This is a genomic window from Microbacterium sp. CFBP 8801 (assembly GCF_014839455.1).
In the GTDB taxonomy this organism is placed as follows: Bacteria; Actinomycetota; Actinomycetes; order Actinomycetales; family Microbacteriaceae; genus Microbacterium.
The window spans coordinates 23320-40615 of record NZ_JACYNU010000016.1 but is presented as its reverse complement, the minus strand read 5'-3'; the positions used below and the strand labels follow the sequence as shown (position 1 = coordinate 40615).

The 17296-nt window shown below is 70.5% G+C and carries 6 protein-coding genes; 3 read left to right on the top strand and 3 right to left on the bottom strand.

Going from position 1 to position 17296, the window contains the following annotated elements:
* Positions 1–615: 615 nt before the first annotated feature.
* The 3 genes from IFR11_RS14295 to IFR11_RS14285 all read right to left on the bottom strand — a co-directional run bounded on the left by IFR11_RS14295 (position 616) and on the right by IFR11_RS14285 (position 10606).
* Positions 616–3552 carry an immunoglobulin-like domain-containing protein gene (locus IFR11_RS14295; RefSeq protein WP_191916590.1) on the bottom strand — a complete coding sequence of 979 codons (2937 nt, stop codon included), beginning with the start codon at positions 3550–3552 and terminating at the stop codon, positions 616–618.
* Between the two features lie 395 nt (positions 3553–3947).
* Positions 3948–7286, bottom strand: coding sequence for a family 43 glycosylhydrolase (locus tag IFR11_RS14290; RefSeq protein WP_191916589.1), 3339 nt, complete (start codon positions 7284–7286; stop codon positions 3948–3950).
* A gap of 92 nt (positions 7287–7378) precedes the next feature.
* Positions 7379–10606 (bottom strand): LamG-like jellyroll fold domain-containing protein, encoded by a 3228-nt coding sequence (locus IFR11_RS14285; RefSeq protein ID WP_197978635.1) that lies wholly within the window; start codon positions 10604–10606, stop codon positions 7379–7381.
* A gap of 365 nt (positions 10607–10971) precedes the next feature.
* Here IFR11_RS14285 and IFR11_RS14280 point away from each other — a divergent pair, with 365 nt between their 5' ends.
* The 3 genes from IFR11_RS14280 (at position 10972) to IFR11_RS14270 (ending at position 17256) form a co-directional block, all read left to right on the top strand.
* Positions 10972–13680 (top strand): LamG-like jellyroll fold domain-containing protein, encoded by a 2709-nt coding sequence (locus IFR11_RS14280; RefSeq protein ID WP_191916587.1) that lies wholly within the window; start codon positions 10972–10974, stop codon positions 13678–13680.
* Positions 13681–13733: 53 nt separating this feature from the next.
* A complete protein-coding gene (locus tag IFR11_RS14275) occupies positions 13734–16697 on the top strand; it encodes an immunoglobulin-like domain-containing protein (protein WP_191916586.1) in 2964 nt (987 codons plus the stop codon).
* 109 nt (positions 16698–16806) lie between these two features.
* Positions 16807–17256 (top strand): hypothetical protein, encoded by a 450-nt coding sequence (locus tag IFR11_RS14270; protein ID WP_192012940.1) that lies wholly within the window; start codon positions 16807–16809, stop codon positions 17254–17256.
* Positions 17257–17296 lie beyond the last annotated feature (40 nt).

Genomic DNA, 17296 nt, shown 5'->3' with positions numbered 1-17296 from the left:
TTCCAGAGCGAGCTGCGCTGGAACCAGGCGTACTACCGCCTGGCCCAGGGCCTGTAAGACCCGCCGTCTCCGGATCCTCCGCGATCCGGGGACGGTGCTGGATGCACGCGTCCCGTTCGCTCGGGGAGTGTGTCGCGCGCCGGTTCCCTGGCGCCCGGATCGTGCCCCGGACTCGAGGTGGCGGTGGGCTGCCGAAGAGTCCGGGGCACTTCTGTATGTCGACCGGGGCTGATCAGCGCTGCTGTGTCGAGCTGCGCAGTGTTCGTCACGCGTTGCCTGCCACCGCCGATGCGGCGACGCATTCGTCATCGGGAGGGGGTCTATCCCCGCGCCACGAGTCCGCACCAGTGTGGTGACGGAATGCGCGGGTGGCGTTCTGGCGCAGCGGGATGAGCGGTTGGTGTCTCGGTTTGGGGCGGGATTCGCGCTTTGGGGCGGACATTGTTCGCCCCAAAGCGCAGATCGCGCCCCAAACGCGGGACAGAAACGACGCACCTGCGCCAGCATCGTGCGTCTGCGGGGCCGGAGCGGCCCGGGCTCGTGAACGACAGGGGCCCCGGTGGAGGGGGAGTCCACCGGGGCCTGCACCATCACCCGAGGGGGACGGTGCGGGGGTCAGCTGCAGGACCTCGCGGTGTGGGCGGCCGTGACCGTCCCGGTCGCCGACCCCTGAGTCACGGTCACCTGTGCCTCGCCGGTCGCAACCGACGCCGAGCGGGTGGCGAAGACGGCCGACGTGGTGGCGCCCGCGGCGACCGTCGCGTTCTTCGAACCGTAGGTCGACGACATGGCCAGCGTGGCCGCCGTGTCACCGTTGTTGACCGCCTTCAGGACGAGCTGCACCTTGCCGGCGACGCAGCGCGCCTCGGCCGAGAACTGCACCTTCACGAGGGAGCGGACGGTGACGGTGGCCTCGACCGGCATGCGCGAGTCGTCCTGTGCGACACCCGACACCGTGAAGGTGCCCGCGGCGCCGTACTTCCCGGCATCCACCGTGTCCCACTTCACGTCGACCGTCTGCACTGAACCGTCGGCCTTGGTCAAGCGTGCCTGCGGCAGCACGGGCGCGGTGCCGGCGTCGGTGGCGACGTCGATGGCGTCCACGGTCTTGACCGCGATGTTCGGCGCGTACGCCTCGAGCACCTTCTGGTATTCGGCGCGCGTGACGGGGATGACGGTGCCGTGGCGCGGCTTGCCGCCGTCGGCGTTCTGCGGCAGGCCCTGACGGAGCTTGCCGCCGAGCGACTGCCAGCTGCCGGAGCGGTCGAGGTCGCTCGTGCCGAACGGTACGTAGTGGTTGGGTCCACCGTGGTAGTTCGGCTGGTCGATGAACAGGAACCAGTCGAGGTTGTTCACGTCACCCTCGTTGGCCGCGAAGATGTTCGCGCCCTCACCGCTGGAGTAGGTGCCGCCCGGCTCGCCGTTGGGCAGGCCGCTCGCGACGCGCTCCTCGACGAGGGTCCACTGGTTCGCCGCACCCGACGTGCCCGGGAGGGTTCCCGATATGGTCGCGAGCAGGTCGGTGGACTTCTCGTGGCGGATCGTCATGCTCGCCTCGTCCTTGGTGAAGCGGTGGTAGATGCCGTCCTTCTTCGCCACGGTCGAGTCGATCAGGCCGAGACCGTTGCCGCGACGGACGTCGCTCCAGACCTTGGCGTCCGAGAAGGTGACGAAGTCGTCGGTGGTGGCATACATCATGCGGTTGTACGTCACGCCCGTGCGGTCGGCCACGTTCGTGGTCGGGTACAGGTTCGACGCCCAGAAGACCACGAACGTGTCGAGCTCTTCGTCCCAGTACGCCTCGGGCGCCCAGGTGTTGCCGGCGAAGTCGGACGACACCTTCACGTGACGCTGCTCCGACCAGGTCACCAGATCGTCGGACTCCCACACCTCGATGTACTTCGAGCCGGAGATCTGCGCGGTGGTGAAGCCGCCGGCCAGGCCCGCGACCTTGAGGTCGGTGGCGATCATGTAGAACTTGTCGCCGTGGGGTGCCCGGATGATGAACGGGTCGCGAAGACCCTCGGTGCCGACGGTCGAGGTGAAGACGGGCGTGCCCTGGTTCAGGGTGTTCCAGGTCAGCGCGTCGTTGCCCTTCGAGGCGGCGATGCTGACGCGCTCGGCGCCGTCTCCCTCGCCGGTGAAGAAGGTCCAGAAGTACGCCTCGGTCTGCTGCGTCGCACCCGGCATGGGCTGGATGCGGGCGGTGAAGCTCCGGCTCGACGTCGCGCCGCCGTTCGTGGCGGCGGCGGTGAGCTGCACGTCGATGGCGGGGGAGCCCGCGGCCGGGCGCTTGACCTCGACCGTGCGGGAGTTGTCGCGGACGCCCGCGCGCAGTTCGGCGTTCGTCGCCCCGGCCGCGGCGATCGACCACGAGATGGTCGAGCCCTCGGCGCCGGTGGTGGGCACGGAGAGGTTGCCGCGGACGTTGTCGAGGTTACGGATCGAGATCGCAGCGAGGTCGAGCGAGACCTTCTCGGAGTCGGCGATCTGCTGCGGGACCGTCACGCTGTAGGTCTGCGTGCGCGTCTCAGCGCCGACGGTGAAAGTGGCGGTGAGGGTGACAGCGGCGTCGCCCGAACCGGCGGCCGGACGCGTCACGGTCGCGGTGGTGCCGCTGACGGCGATGGCGGCGTTGTTCGACGCCCACGAGACGGTGGCGCCCGCGCTCGTGGTCGGAACGGTGAAGTTCGACACGGCGGTGGCGGGGACGGCCACCGCGGCCACGGCGCGATCGAGCGCCTGCGCCCCGTAGAGCGCTTGGACGTCGCTGTCGCTGAGGGCGGAGGAGTAGACGGCGAAGTCGTCGACGAGGCCGCTCCAGGCCGGGTCGTTGTAGGTCGAGCGACCGAGGTGGGCGACGAGGCTCGAGCCGAACGACGCCACGTCGCGACCGATCGCGTTCTGCGAGATGCGCGCGCCGTTGACGTAGACGCTCAGCTGACCGGTGGTGCCGTTGATGACGGTGGTGTATAGGCTCAGGCCGGCCGGCGTGCGCGCGCCCGTGGAGGCGGCGTTGGTGGCGCCGGGGCCGACCTCGGTACCCCACGGGGCGCCCGCGTCGACCGTGTTGGTGACGACCGACTTGACGTAGCCGTTGGGGTTGGCGGGATTGAGCAGCCAGTAGCCCGACGAGAACGACGCGCCCGAGGCGACGGGGGTGCCGATGAAGGCCGCGGCGAGATTGCCATTGCCCGAACGTGGCGTCAACCACGTCGAGATGGTGAGGTCCTTCTTGCCGACCAGCGCAGCGGCGGGGATGTCGAGGTAGGCCGCGGTGCCGCGGGCGCCGCCCGGCAGCGACAGGCTGCCGCCGGAGATGTCGCCGCCGTTCTGGCGGACGGTGGCGGTGTGGTTGTTGCCGCTCGAGTCGGCGACCGTTGCGCCGTTCGCACCGCCGGTCTCATCGAACGAGTAGTGGATGAGGGGCTGCGGCCCGGTGGCCGCGTGGGCGGCCGTCGCGGTGGCGCCCAATCCGGTTATCGAGAGAGCCAGTGCGGCGGTGACGGCGAGGCCCTTTCTCCACTGAGGTGAACGTGTGCGCGTGCGCATTGCGGGCGTCCTTGCTCTTCGGGCGACGCGATGCGTATCTGAGCCCGGGACGTCGACGTCGGGGGCGCCGTGACACGCGTCATCGCGGTCTTCAGGAGACCGCGGAGCGGTCGAGGGCTGTCTTGTTACCGGGAACACCCGGTAATCAAACGCTAGGACGGGCGTCGTGAGGTGTCAAGCACGAGATGGGCGGGAGGGCCTCGATGCGCCGCGAGCGCGGTGAGGGGGCTCAACCGGTACGCGTGACCCCGGGCGCCGCGACGTCGGCACCCACCCTGCCCCGGGCGGTGCCGTGACATCGGGCACGCCCGGACTCCGCCGCGCGCCGGAACGTCGGAACAGACGACGAGGGTGCGTCCGCCCACGGGCGGACGCACCCTCGTGCCGAACGGGTCTCAGCCGCAGTTGCGCGCGGCGTAGTCGGCCGTCACCGTGTCCTGCACCCGCGCTCCGTTCACCTCGGTCGACACCGCCGCCGTGAGGGAACCCGCGGCTGGGCTCGTCGACCGGGTGGCGAAGGTGACCGATTTCGACTTCCCCGCCGCGATGCCGTTCGCCTCGGCGGTGCCGAACGGCGACGTCACGCGGGCATCGGCGGTGGCGGTTCCCGTGTTGGTCAGCGTCGCGAACAGGGTGGCCTTGCCCGCGACGCACCGACTGCCGGCGACGATCTGCACCGACGACTTCACGGGGCTCGCGACCGTGACGGTCGTGGTGACCGTGCGGTTCGCGTCGGCGAGCCATTCGGCATCCGTCATGTCGAGGATGGGGCTGTCGTCCTGGCGGAAGTAGACCATGCGGATGCCGGAGTCGCGACTGCCGTTCTGCGTCGCCTTCGCGTGGAAGACGTTGAGCAGGTTGCCATCGTCGTCATAGGTGTACGAGTTGTGACCCGGACCCCAGTTGTTGGAGAACGCGCCCTCGTAGCTCCAGATGGAGCTGTTGCGCACGTTCCAGACGGCGGGGTCGAGCAGGTCGGCACCCGACTCCGCCGTGAGCAGGCCCACGGCATACGTCCAGTCGATGTTCGAACCCGAGAACGTGATCATGATCTTGCCGTCTCGTTGGATGACGAACGGGCCTTCGGTCACCGGCGAGGTGTTGTTCGACCAGCCTCGGTCGGGGAAGGCGACCGTCGAGCGCGCGCTGGCCAGCTGCCACGACCCGGATGCCTTCGGCGTGACCTTGGCGATCTTCAGCACGGCCGGGCCCGTCGAGGGTGCGACCACGCGCTCCGACCATATGACGTAGTCGGTGCCGTTGTCTTCGACGTGGGTCATGTCGAGGGTGATGCCCTGACCGTACGTGGTGAGAGGCTGACCGGCCTGGTCGAGGACGCGCTGCGGCGCCTCCCAATCGGCGCGCACGAGCGGGCTGCCGCCGGGCTTCAGCCGCATCGTGTACGACTGCACGCCGGCCCACCAGTCGCTGCTCTGAGCGTTGGCGGCGAACAGGATGTACAGGTCGCCGTCGACGACGTGCAACTCGGGCGCCCACAGCTGGGCGTTGACGCTGGTGCCCGAGAGACCGAAACCGAGGATGCGGTTGTCGGTGGCGCTCGAGAGCCCCGCGATCGTGTCGGCCTGGCGGATGAAGAACTCGTCTTGACCGGCGTCGTCCGTTGCGATGTAGAGCCAGGTCTTCTTGCCGTCGGGCAGCGTGTAGCGCAGCACGTGCGGGTCGGCGCGGTTGGCCACGAGCGGGAAGTTCGTGTCGGTGCGCTGCAGCGTCCCGGTGGCCGTGTACGTGCCGGGCGTGGTCGCGTCGACCTTCGAGGTGTCCCACGTGACGCGGAAGTCGTGCGTGCCGCCGTCGGAGTAGTCGGCGGTGACCTTCTCGGGCAGGGTCAGCGCGTCGCCGGCGGTCAGGTTCGTGGGCTTCGGGGCCTGAACGCCCGTGTTCCGCACGCGTCCGAGCATGTCGGATGCCGACCGGGCTTCGGCCGCGGTGACGGGGATGACGCTCGCGGTCTCGGCGTGGGGGACGCCGATACTCGCTGTGCGGCCGGCGGGCTGCTGCCCGGCGCCCTGTGCGGTGACCGTCTGGAACGCGGTGGTCGTGCCGGTCAGGGCGGAGCCCGCCGGGCCCGTCCACACCACGCGGTAGGCGCTCACGCGTGCGTCCCACTCCGCCGACACGGCGCCGGTCGCACCCTGCCCGGGCAGGGGCAGGAAGCTGCGCTCCGTCCAGGTGACGAGGTCGGGAGAGGTGAACACGAGAGCGCCGGCGGCGTCGGCCGCGCCCGAGGCGTCGGTGCGGCGGGCGATGAGCCCGTAGCCCTGGTCGCCCTCGAGGCGGAACATGTACGGCGAGCCGAGGTAGCGGGTGGTTCCGTTGGTCTGCTCGGTCATGCCGGTGACCTGGGGGAACACCACGCCTGCGCCGCTGTTGAGCGGCGTGTACGCGGTGCCGTCGCCGCTCAGCGCGAGGTGGGCGGTGCGCGTGACCTCGGGATCGTCGCCGCCGCGGGTGTTCTTCGACGTCGTGTACGTCGCCAGCCGCGAGGCGCCGGTCTCGGCGATGCGCACCGGAATCTCGGTGGTCGCCGCATCGGCGCCCGTGCCGACCACGGCCTTGAGGGTTGCGGCGGCGAGACCGGTGGCGGGGGCCGTGGCGATGCTGCCGTTCGCGACAGAGCCCGCTCCCGAGACGTGCGACCACGCCACGGGCAGTCCCTGAGCGGTCGTCGGGAGCACGTAGCCCTTCTCGAGCACCGACGGCAGCACGAGGGTCGCGGCGGCTTTGGCCGCCTGGGCGGCGGCGCTCGGGGCGGGTAGCACGGTGACGTCGAAGGTGCGCGTGGCGGCCTTGCCGCGCACGGTGGCCGTGGCGGTGAGGGTGACCGCGGTCGACGAGGACGGCCGGGTGACCTTGCCGTCGGCGGCGACGATGCCCGACGGCGACGAGGTCCAGGTCACGCCGCCGGTCGTCGGCAGCACGAGGTCGGTTTCGACGGCCGACAGGCTCTGGGCGTTGGCGCCGGCCAGGTCGATTCCGGCGACGACCTCGGATGCGGTGGCCGTGGCATCCGTCGCCGACGCCGCGGCGATGTCGCCGGCCGACAGGGCCGCGTTGTAGACGCGGAACGACGAGACACCGCCCTGGTAGAGCGAGTCGTTGCCGTAGGCACTGCGCCCAATGTAGTTCATCGTGTGCGTGGTGAGGTCGCTCAGCGCCGCTGTCGAGTCGGTCTTCTGCGCGACGAGGGCACCGTCGATGTAGAGAGTGAGCGTGGAGGTGGTGCCACCGGCGTTCTTCGCGATGGTCGCCGCCACCGACTGCCAGCGGTTCTCGGCGAGCCGGGTCGTCGAGGTGACGCTCTGCTCGTTGCGCCAGTTCGTCGGGCTGATCGCCAGTCGCGGGGCGACCGGCTGGATGAAGAACTGTCCCGTGGCGTTGTCGCCCGAGCCGCCGATGTTCCAGAGGAACTTCGCGCCCGACAGGGCGACGGGGTTCGTCTCGATGATGATCGTCGCGGCGCTCTGCCCGGCGAGCAGGTTGTCGGGCAGCTTCACGTGATTCGACCCGGTGAGCTGCAGCGAGCCGCCCCGCCAGGCCTCCCCGCCGACGACGGCAGCGTCTCGTCCGGCTCCCGAGGCGTCGCGCACCACGGTGCCGCTCGTCTCCGAGAAGTTGTACGACGCCACGAGCGATGCGGGCTCCGCGGCGCTGGCCGCGCCGGAGACCCCGACGCCACTGATGACGAGCGCGAAGCCCAGGGCGCCGGAGATCACCCCCGCACAGCGTCTGCGGAATGCGCCTCGTGCCGGCGCGGTGGTCTTTCGGGTCACGGTGTTTCTCCTCTTCGTCGAGTCGATCTGATCGTTCATCGGCAGCTGGTGGCGCGGTAGCTCGCGCTCACCGGGGTCGAGACGCCCTGCACGGTCACCGTGACGGTGCCCGCGTCGACGGACGCACTGCGGGTGGACTGCGTCTTGGACACGGACTTGCCCGCGCCCAGAGCGGTGAAGGTGCTCGATCCGTACGTGCCGGCGATGGTTCCGGACGCGGGCGTCGTGCCGGTGTTGGTGACCGTCGTGACGAGCGTCACCTTGCCCGCGACACAGCGCGTCGCGACGCTCGCCTGCACGCCGGCCGGGGCCGCGGCCACGACCACCCGGGCGGTGACGGTGCGGTTCGCCGGGGCGACCTCCTGCTGTGACGTCATCGACAGGTCGAGCATGCCGTTGGCACGCACGTTGACCGCCTTGAACCAGCTGTTGCGGTCGGGGTCGAACAGACCGCCCGCGCCACCGCCGGTGTGCGGCTCGGGGTACGGGCGAGCGTGGTACGCCAGCACCAGGTTGCCGGCCGGGTCGGTCGCGAACGAGTTGTGCCCGGTGCCGGCCTGGGCCGCGCCGCCGACGCGGCCGGTGAAGGTGTCGTTGGTGGTGAGCACGGGGGAGGGCGCGAGGGTCCAGCTCGCGGGGTTCTTCAGGTCGGCCGTCTTGGCGGCGCGCAGCATGCCGATGTCGTAGTACTTGTCGACCGTGCCGCCCGAGTAGGTGAGGTAGATGTAGTCACCGTGCTCGATCATGTAGGGCGCCTCCACGATGCCCTGGTCGCCACCCTCGGTGGTGTCGGAAGGAGTCGGAGCATTCTTGCCGTACTCCCACGGCTGGCTGATCGAGTAGACCTCGTTCAGTCCACCGTCGATGAGCGGGACGGTGCCCTTCGGGCCCATCTTCGCTTTGCCGATGAACAGCTTGGCGGCGTTCGGCATGACCCAGTAGCCCTGCGTCACGCCGTTCTCCTGACGCTCCAGGTAGGACACGTCGAAGGCGGCGCCCTCAAGGATCGTCGGTTCGCCCCAGTTCTGCGGGTTCACCAGGCCGCCGGCGCGCAGCGACTCTTCGCTGCCCGTGTACGGGATGAGCACGGTGTTGTCGCACCAGCCGTTGGTGGGGGCGTAGCCGCGGTTCATGCCGGCGACGATCCACCACTGCCCGTTGATCTTGTGGAACTCCTGGGCCCAGATGTATCCACCCCAGCCGTAGAAGGTGTTGGGGTACTGGGCCTGCTTGCCGGGGGTGCCGGCATCCGGATCGATGACGATCTGTTCGGGGGCGTCCTTGAGGCCCGCGATGGTGGTCGCGCGCTTCACGCCGATCTTGCGGTAGGCGTTGGCGTCGATGAGTTGGTCGTCCGGGGCGTTCGAGGGGATCGAGTAATGCGAGCCCGTGAGGTACCAGAAGCCGTCGTCCTCGTTGAAGAAGAGGTGCGGATCGGCACGAGCGTCGTTGACCATCTGCTCGGCGGTCTGCTGCACCATGCCGGTCACCTCGTAGGTGCCGGGGGTGCGCGAATCGATGGATGCCAGGTCGTCGACGTCCCACGTCACGGGCAGGTTCTTGGTGGAGCCGTCGTTGTAGTCGAGGGTGACGGTGGAGGGGAGGGCTGCGGCATTTACCTTCTTCCCGTTCTCGACCTGCACGTCGGCGGGGGCGCGGACGCCGGTGTTCTGCAGGTCGACGTAGTTCTTGTAGAAGACGTCGAACTCGGCCTTCGAGAGGGCGAACGAGCTGGCCTGCGCCTGCGTGGTGAAGCCGGGCAGCCCCGTGCCGGCCACGCCGAGCGTGCGCACGTCGGCCTTGGTGGCCGCGGTCGGGGTGCCGGTGGCGGTGAGGGCGTCGAGTCGCGCGACGCGGCCCTCACCGGTGAGCTCGTCGGTCCAGTACGCCTTGTACTTCTGGCTTGCGGCGTCGAACTCGATGCGCGGGTTCTTCACGACCGATCCGTCGGAGGCGATCTTGACGGTGCGCTGGTTGCGGAAGGTCGCGCCGTCGGGGGCGTCCCAGACGTAGACCGAGTCGGTGGCGTTGTTCTGCGCCGCCACCGCGCCGAGGGCGCCGTCGGCGAACCGGATGAGGGTGGGCGAGCCGACCTGGGCGTTCGGGTTCGTGGTCTGCGAGCCGTTCCAGGTGGCGTACAGGATGGCCTGCGAGCGGTTCAGCGGCTCCCAGGTCGAGGCGCCCGACGGGCGGGCCGAGACGAACAGGGCGTCGGCGCGGCGGTCGTCGTTGTAGGCGAGGGGGTCGTCTTTCGCGCCGTTGGTCGTCGTGACCGTCTTGACGTAGGTGGCGATGTCGCCGCCGGCGTCGAGGATCTGCACCGAGGCTGTGACAGGGGAGGAGACGCCGGCGATCGTCGCTGTCAGCTCGACCGCAACCGGGCCGGAGGCGGGACGGGTGACCTTGCCATCGGCGGCGACGAGCGAGGCGCCCGCACCGGACGCCGACCACGTCACCGCACTGCCGAGCACCGACGAGGGGAGGTCGCCCGTGATGCGAGCCGGAATGCTGAGCGCCGCGGCCGGGTCGCTGACGGCCGTGGCCAGTCCGAGCTCCGATGGCGTGAGCGCGCGGTTGTAGACGCGCAGGTTGTCGAGCAGACCCGAGAAGTATTCGCCGCCGCCCCAGTTGGCCTTGCCCACCTGCAGCACGCCGCCCGAGGTCCCGAGGATCTGCGACAGAGCGGGTCCGGCCGTGTTCGTCAACACGAGCTTCTTGTCGACGAACAGACGCGCGGTACCGCCCGAGAGCACGAGGTCGACGTGCTTCCACTCCGTGGTGGCGGCGGTCGAGACGAGGTTGCCCGACGAGTTGCGCGAGCCCGCGTTGTCGTAGCGCTCGACGGTGAAACCCGTGGTGCGGTCGAGGAAGCCGAGGTAGTGCTCTTGCGCGTAGTTCTGCGTCGCGGCGCTGCGGGCGGCGAACACCGACCAACCGGTGTTCCCCGACGCGGCGGGCTTGCTGTCGTACGAGATCGTGACGTCGTCGAGACCCGCGAGCAGGGGGGAGCCGTTCGTCTTGGCGACGTTCAGCCAGAAGCCGCTGCCCAGCTGCGCGGCGTTGCCGCTGACGCCCGGCACCAGGCGGGCCGTGCCCTGCGTGGTGGCGGTGGCACCCGCCCCGGTGAAGCTGGTCGTTCCGCTGTCGAACGTGAAGTCGGCGATCAGCGCGTCGTCGGCGCCGGCGGCGCTGGCGGCGACGGGCGTGAGCAGGCTGACGCACAAAGCCGCGGCGGCTGTGGAGCCCACGGCGACCGCGGCCATTCGGCGTCGCGCGCGGGTCGGCGGGGTTTCGAGGTGTGCGGGGGGCGTCGTCGGACGGGCCGCGAAAGGCAGGCGCATAACCACTCTCCATTAAGTGACTGACCACAAGGTGCTGTGTTATCGCTCACAATAGCCACACGAATGGGATCTGGCCACCACGATTTCCCTTACTGTCGACGCGGACGCCTCGCCCGCCCGCCACCGGAGGCGTCTTCTCTCGGGCTCGGAGGCGGCGTGACGGTGATTGCCGCTCGGTCGCCGGGGTCGCGTATGACCGGCCTTGCCGCGACGCGAAGTGAGCGGTAACATCCACAGTGTTCCTGCGTCTCAGGGGCCCCGATCATCCTGGCAAAGGAGCTGGAGTGATGACCGCACACTCGACCGCCCCCACCGCGTCCGCGCGACCCTCGACCCGACACCGGAGGGGCGCGATCCTCGGTCTCGTCACCGGGATCGCCCTCCTCGCCGGGGGCCTCGTCCCGTTGGCGGCAGCACCGGCCGCGGCGGAGACCGGGATCCCCTCCGCGGGTCTGCGCGCGGAATACGTCTTCGACGAGACCTCCGGATCGAGCGTGCCCAACAGCGCGCCGACCGCTCTGGGCGCTGTGACCGTCGTGAACGGCACCGACGCGCTGTGGAGCGGATCGTCGCTCGTCTTCACCGGCGGCGCCAAGACCAGCCCGACCGCCAGCTGGGTCCGGTTGCCGAACGACGTCCTCGCCGGCTCGCGTTCGGCGACGGTGACCATCGAGACCAAGCTCGACGCCTCGATGAAGAACAACTTCCACTTCCTCTGGAACATCGGCAGCGACTCCCCGACGCGGTCGTACTTCGCATCGGTCCGCGACAATCCCCGCACCGTCATCACCACCAACGGCGGCGGCGGCGAGGTCAACGCCCGCTCCGGCGCCGCGCTGGCGGCCGACCGCTGGTACAGCCTCACCTCGGTCATCGACGGTGCGGCGGGGCGCGTCACCTTCTTCGTCGACGGCGTGCAGGTGGCATCCACCCCCACCACCCTCTCGCCCGCCGACATCACAGATCAGACCCTCAACGCGATCGGCCGCGCGCCGTACCCCGACCCCATGTACAAGGGCGAGGTGTCCACCTTCCGCGTGTACGACCGGGCCCTGTCGGCCACCGAGGTCGCACAGGTGTCGACGACGGATGCCACCATCCACGCCGACGCCCACCGTCTGGCCGCGCAGGCCGTGGTGGATGCGGTGGCCCCGGTGACCGTCGACGAGACCACGACCACCCTCCCGACCTACGGCGGCCGCGTGAGCTGGGCCGCAACCGAGGCCGGTTCCACGGTCGCCGCCGACGGGAAGACCCTGACGACGACCCTGCCCGCTGCCGGCTCTGCGGCGCGGACGACCACGCTGACGGCGACCGCCACGGTCCGCGGGGTGGCCGCCTCGCGCGCCGTGGCCACGACGATCCAGCCCGCCCGTGCCGCGGACGACGCGTTCGGGTACGCCATGGTGCACTTCATCGAGGACGCCAACGGCTACGCCGAGAAGATCTCCCTCGACGTCTCACGAGGCGACGACCCCGAGGCCTGGGACCCGCTGAACGGCGGCAAGCCCATCCTCGCGTCGCAGCTGGGCACCACGGGCGTGCGCGACCCCTACCTGACGTACAACCCCGAGACGCAGACGTACTACATCATCGCCACCGACCTGCGGGTGTTCGGCGGCGACGGGGGATCGGGCTCGTGCACGAGCTGGTGCTACTGGAGCTCGCAGGGGTCCACGAAGCTGAACGTCTGGGAGTCGAAGGACCTCGTCACCTGGGGCGACCTGCGCCAGTTCGACGTCGCCCAGTCGCCCACCGGCGCCGACGTCGCCGAGCTCGGCATGGCCTGGGCGCCCGAGGCGACGTGGGTCGACGGGTACAACGCCGACGGAAGCGGTGCCTTCGTCCTCTACTGGTCGTCGACCGTGTACGGCAACGCTGCCCACACCGGATCGTCGTACTCGCGCGTCCTCTGGGGAGCGACCACCGACTTCACGCAGCAGACCTACCGCTACGGCGGCACGATGATCGACACCGGTGGCGACGCCATCGACACGACCGTCATCCAGAACGATGGCAAGACCTACCGCGTCACGAAGGACAACGCCTTCGGCCGGGGCATCTACATGGAGTCGACCACGGCGGCCGACTGGTGGAAGCAGTCGACGGCGTGGACGACCGTGCAGGAGCGGATCGGCGCGAACTACTCCGGCGGAAACGCGGGCGGCGTCGAGGGTCCCGCGGTCTTCCAGCGCCACGGCGAAGACGCGTGGTACCTCTACGTCGACGTCATCCCCTCCACCGGCTACCGCCCGCTGGAGACGACGAACCTCGATGCCGGATGGACGCCGCTCGTGTCCGACACCTTCTCGATGGCGCCGAGCACCAAGCACGGCGGGATCGTCCCGCTGACCTTCGGCCGGTACGAGGGGATCCGCAAGGCGGATGCCGCGGCCGTCGTCGCCTCGGATCTCGGCGACGCCACCGTCACGCAGGGCGCCACCGGCGCGGCCATCACGGCGGCGCTACCGAGGGAGGCGCAGGTGACGCTCGCCTACGGTCGCGGCACCGCGTCGCAGCCCGTGACGTGGAACCTCTCCGGGGTCGACGCGTCGCGATCCGGGTCGTACCCGGTCACCGGAACGGTGCGCACGGTCGGGGCCAACCTGAACCAGTGGGTGGGGGCGAACGGGTCGACCGCGTACAACGCCGCCGACCGCCGTCTGTTCAGCTCGACCGCGCTGACGGTCACCGCGGACGTCGTCGTCAAGGCTCCCGCGCTGACGGTGACGGCCACGGCCGAGACGCGGTGCGCCGCGGGCAAGGCGATCGTCGTCACGCGCATCGCGAACGGCGGCGCGGCACCGGTTGCGCTGCAGGTGGACTCGGCGCACGGCTCGAAGACGATCGCCTCGCTCGGCGCCGGCAAGAGCACGATCGTGACCTTCACCGCACGGACGAATCCGCTGGCCGCGGGGGAGGTCACCGTCGCCGCCAGCGCGGGCGGCACCACCTCGTCGGTGACGGCGCCGTTCGCGGCGACCACCTGCCGCTGACCCGCGGCCCCGCCCCGCACCGCCCATCGACGTCGACCGACGGTCAGGACACCATGCTCTCTCACACCCCTTCTCGCCACGGTCTGCGTCGATCGACCGATGAGAGACGCACCGCCGGCGTCGCCTCCGCGACGCGACGAGCGCTCGCCGTCGCGGTGTGCGCGGCGGTCGCCGTCAGCGGAGTCCTCGGTGCGGGGGCGGCGACCGCGGCGCCCTCCGGCGTGAGCGACGACGGTCTCGTCGCGCGCTACACGTTCGACGAGACCTCCGGCGACGTGGCCCGCAACACGGCCGACGGCTCCGACGCCGCGGGCGACCCGCTCGATGCGACGGTGCGCAACTACACCGCGTCGCAGCGGGCGGAGGCGGGGACCCTGCAGTTCACCGGGGGCGCCAAGACCTCCACGGGCAACTGGGTCGAGCTGCCCGACGACCTTCTGAAGACCGCCACCTCGGCCACGGTGTCGATCGACGTCAAGGCCGATGCCGCGATGCTCACCTCGAACCACTTCCTGTGGAACATCGGCAACGACGCGACCCAGCAATACTGGTTCGCGAACGTGCGCGCGCCGCGGTCCGGCATCACGACGGGTTCCGCCGCCGGCGAGAAGAACGCCTCCGCCTACCCGGTGAAGGCGAACCGGTGGCACAGCCTGACCGCCGTCATCGACGCCGACGCCGACACCCTCACCTTCTATACCGACGGTCAGCTGTCGGGGGTCGTCACGACGACGCTCACCCCCGCCGACATTTCGCAGACCCTCAACACGATCGGACGCGCACCGTGGCCCGACGCGCTGTTCGCGGGGACGGTCGGCGCGTTCCACGTCTACGACCGCGCGTTGTCGAGCGGTGAGGTCGTCTCGCTGTCCGAGAGCGACGCCACCACCCACCAGGCGGCGCTCCGTGCCGTCGCCGACACCACGACGGCCGCCGTCGATCTGGGCGACACCTCGGCGGTGACCGGCGACCTCGACCTCGGGTTGTTCGGCATCCGGGAGATCTCTTGGTCGTCGTCGAACCCCGCGGTCGTCTCCGCCGACGGCGTCGTGACGCGCCCGGCAGTGGGGGAGCCCGCGGCCACGGTGACGTTGAGTGCGATGGCCGAGGCCCGTGGAGTCGGGGCGACGGCGCCGCGGACGTTCACGCTGGTGGTGCCGGCGCTGACAGCGGCCGACGTCGCGGCCGACCGCGACGCGCTCGGAGTGCCCGCCGTCGTGCGCGGGAACGTGACACTGCCCACCCGAGGCGAGCGGGGAGCGCCGGTGGCGTGGACGTCGTCGGCCCCCGCCGTGATCTCCGACCGCGCGGTCGGCGCCGCCGACCCCGGCGTCGTGACGCGGCCCGCGTGGGGCGCGGAGCCCGCGCCCGTGACCCTGACCGCTACGGTCGGGACGGGGTCCGCCGCCGTCACGCGCAGCTTCGCCGTCACCGTCGAGCCGGCCCCGCGTGCCGCCGTCGACAGTCGCTACATGTTCGCCTACTTCACCGCCGACACCCTGGAGGGGGAGAAGATCTCGCTCGCCGCATCGCAGGGCAACAGCGCGATGACGTGGGACGTCGTGAACAACGGCACGCCGGTCCTCTCTTCGACGCAGGGCACGCGCGGGCTCCGCGACCCGTTCGTCATCCGCTCCGCCGAGGGCGACCGCTTCTTCCTCATCGCCACCGATCTGTCGATCGGCGGGGGCACGTCGTGGGAGTCGTCGCTGGACGACGGCAGTCGGCACCTGGAGATCTGGGAGTCGACCGACCTGAAGAACTGGTCGGCGCAGCGGCACGTGCCCGTGTCGGGGCCGTTCGCCTCGATGACGTGGGCGCCCGAGGCCTTCTACGACGAGGACGCCGGCGAGTACGTCGTGTATTGGTCGTCCCGGGTGTTCCTGGATGCCACGCGCCCCTACGACAAGGTCGGCACCCCCGACTACACCTACTCGAAGGTCATGTACGCCACCACACGGGACTTCGTCACGTTCTCGGATGCGAAGATCTGGCAGGACGCCGGCGACCGGATCGACTCCACGATGATCGAGGACGACGGCACCTTCTACCGGTTCACCAAGGAGATCACCGGCTGCAACGACGTCGTGCAGGAGTCCGCCTCGTCGCTCCACGCCCTGTCGGTCCCCGGCGACTACGCGTGGACGACCGACGCGACGTGCGTCTCCAAGACCGCCCGCGCAACCGGCCGCACCACCGAGGGGCCGACGATCTTCCGCGCGAACGCGGGCGACACCTCGCTCCCGGCCGGCGTGGACGAGGGCTTCTACCTCTTCGTCGACGACTTCACGGGGCAGGGGTATCTGCCGCTGTTCACCGAGTCGCTGGCGGCGCCGGCGTGGCGCACCGTGAGTGGCGCACTGCCGAAGTCGCGTCACGGCAGCGTCATGCCCGTCACCCTCAACCAGTGGGAGTCGGCCAAGGGTATGGCCGCCACGCGGACGGCGACCACGACATCCCTGGTCGGCGTCACGGGCGGTGCCGTGCTCGAGCCGGGCGCCAAGGTGGAGGCCGCCGTGGCCGCGACCGACGGCGGCGCCGTCGCCGGGACGGTGCGGTTCGCCTTCGGCGACCGGACGGTCGACGCGCGCGTGATCTCGCGCGACGGGGCGTTCGTCGCCGAGGCCGTCATCCCCGAGGCGGCGGGAGATGTGCGCCTCACCGCCGCGTACCAGGGCTTCGACGTGCTCTCGGCTTCCGCGTCCGCACCCGTGGACGTGCGCATCGCCGGCGCTGCGGCACCGCGCGTGGAGAGCTCCGTCTCGTCTCGCTGCGTGGCCGGCAAGGTGACCGTGATGCTCAAAGTGACCAACACGGGATCCGCTCCCGTGTCGGTGGTGGCGTCCAGCGCGTACGGGACGAAGACCTTCCCGGCGCTCGCCGCGGGCGGCACCGCGACGGCGGCGTTCTCGACGCGCGTGGTGACGATCCCGGCGGGGTCGATGTCGCTCCGCGTCGACGGCGCCGGGCAGTCGCGCGAGACGACGGTGCCCATCGAGGCGCACCGGTGCTCCTGACGCACCGCGGTCGCGGGCGGTGGCGTCCCCGGCGATGCCGGGGACAGACGGTCACGACCGAACCCGGCGCGAACGCCGCACGCCTCCTCGGATAGGACGACCGAGCCCCATGCCCACCCCGCGCAGCTCTCCCGCCGCACCCGCGCGCGCCCGACCGGAGCCCTCGCCGCCGACGCTCGGCCCCGGGGCGCGTCGGATGCCCCTGATCGCGGCGGCGCTGATCGCCGCCGCGATCGTCGTCCGGTGGCTGACGATCGACGGCGACGGCTCGCTCCCGAGCGTCCTCTCCGACGGTGTCACCCTCGCGGCGAGCGTGGTGATCGAGTCCCTCCCGTTCGTCTTCCTCGGCATCTCGATCTCGATCGCGGCAGCTGTGGGTCCCCTCGCGGGTGCTGGATACCGTCATCCCGCGCACCGGCATCCTTCGACGGGCCGTTCTGTCGCTACTGGGACCTTGGCGGACTCGAGCGTGGTTGCTGCTGTGGCTTTCGAAGTCGACTGTGGATCACGGGTCTCGTGTCACGTGAACACGATGGAGGTCCATGCCGCCGCCCGGTGATGAATCGTCCGTCCGGTGCCCCGGGAAGGAATCTGTCGTT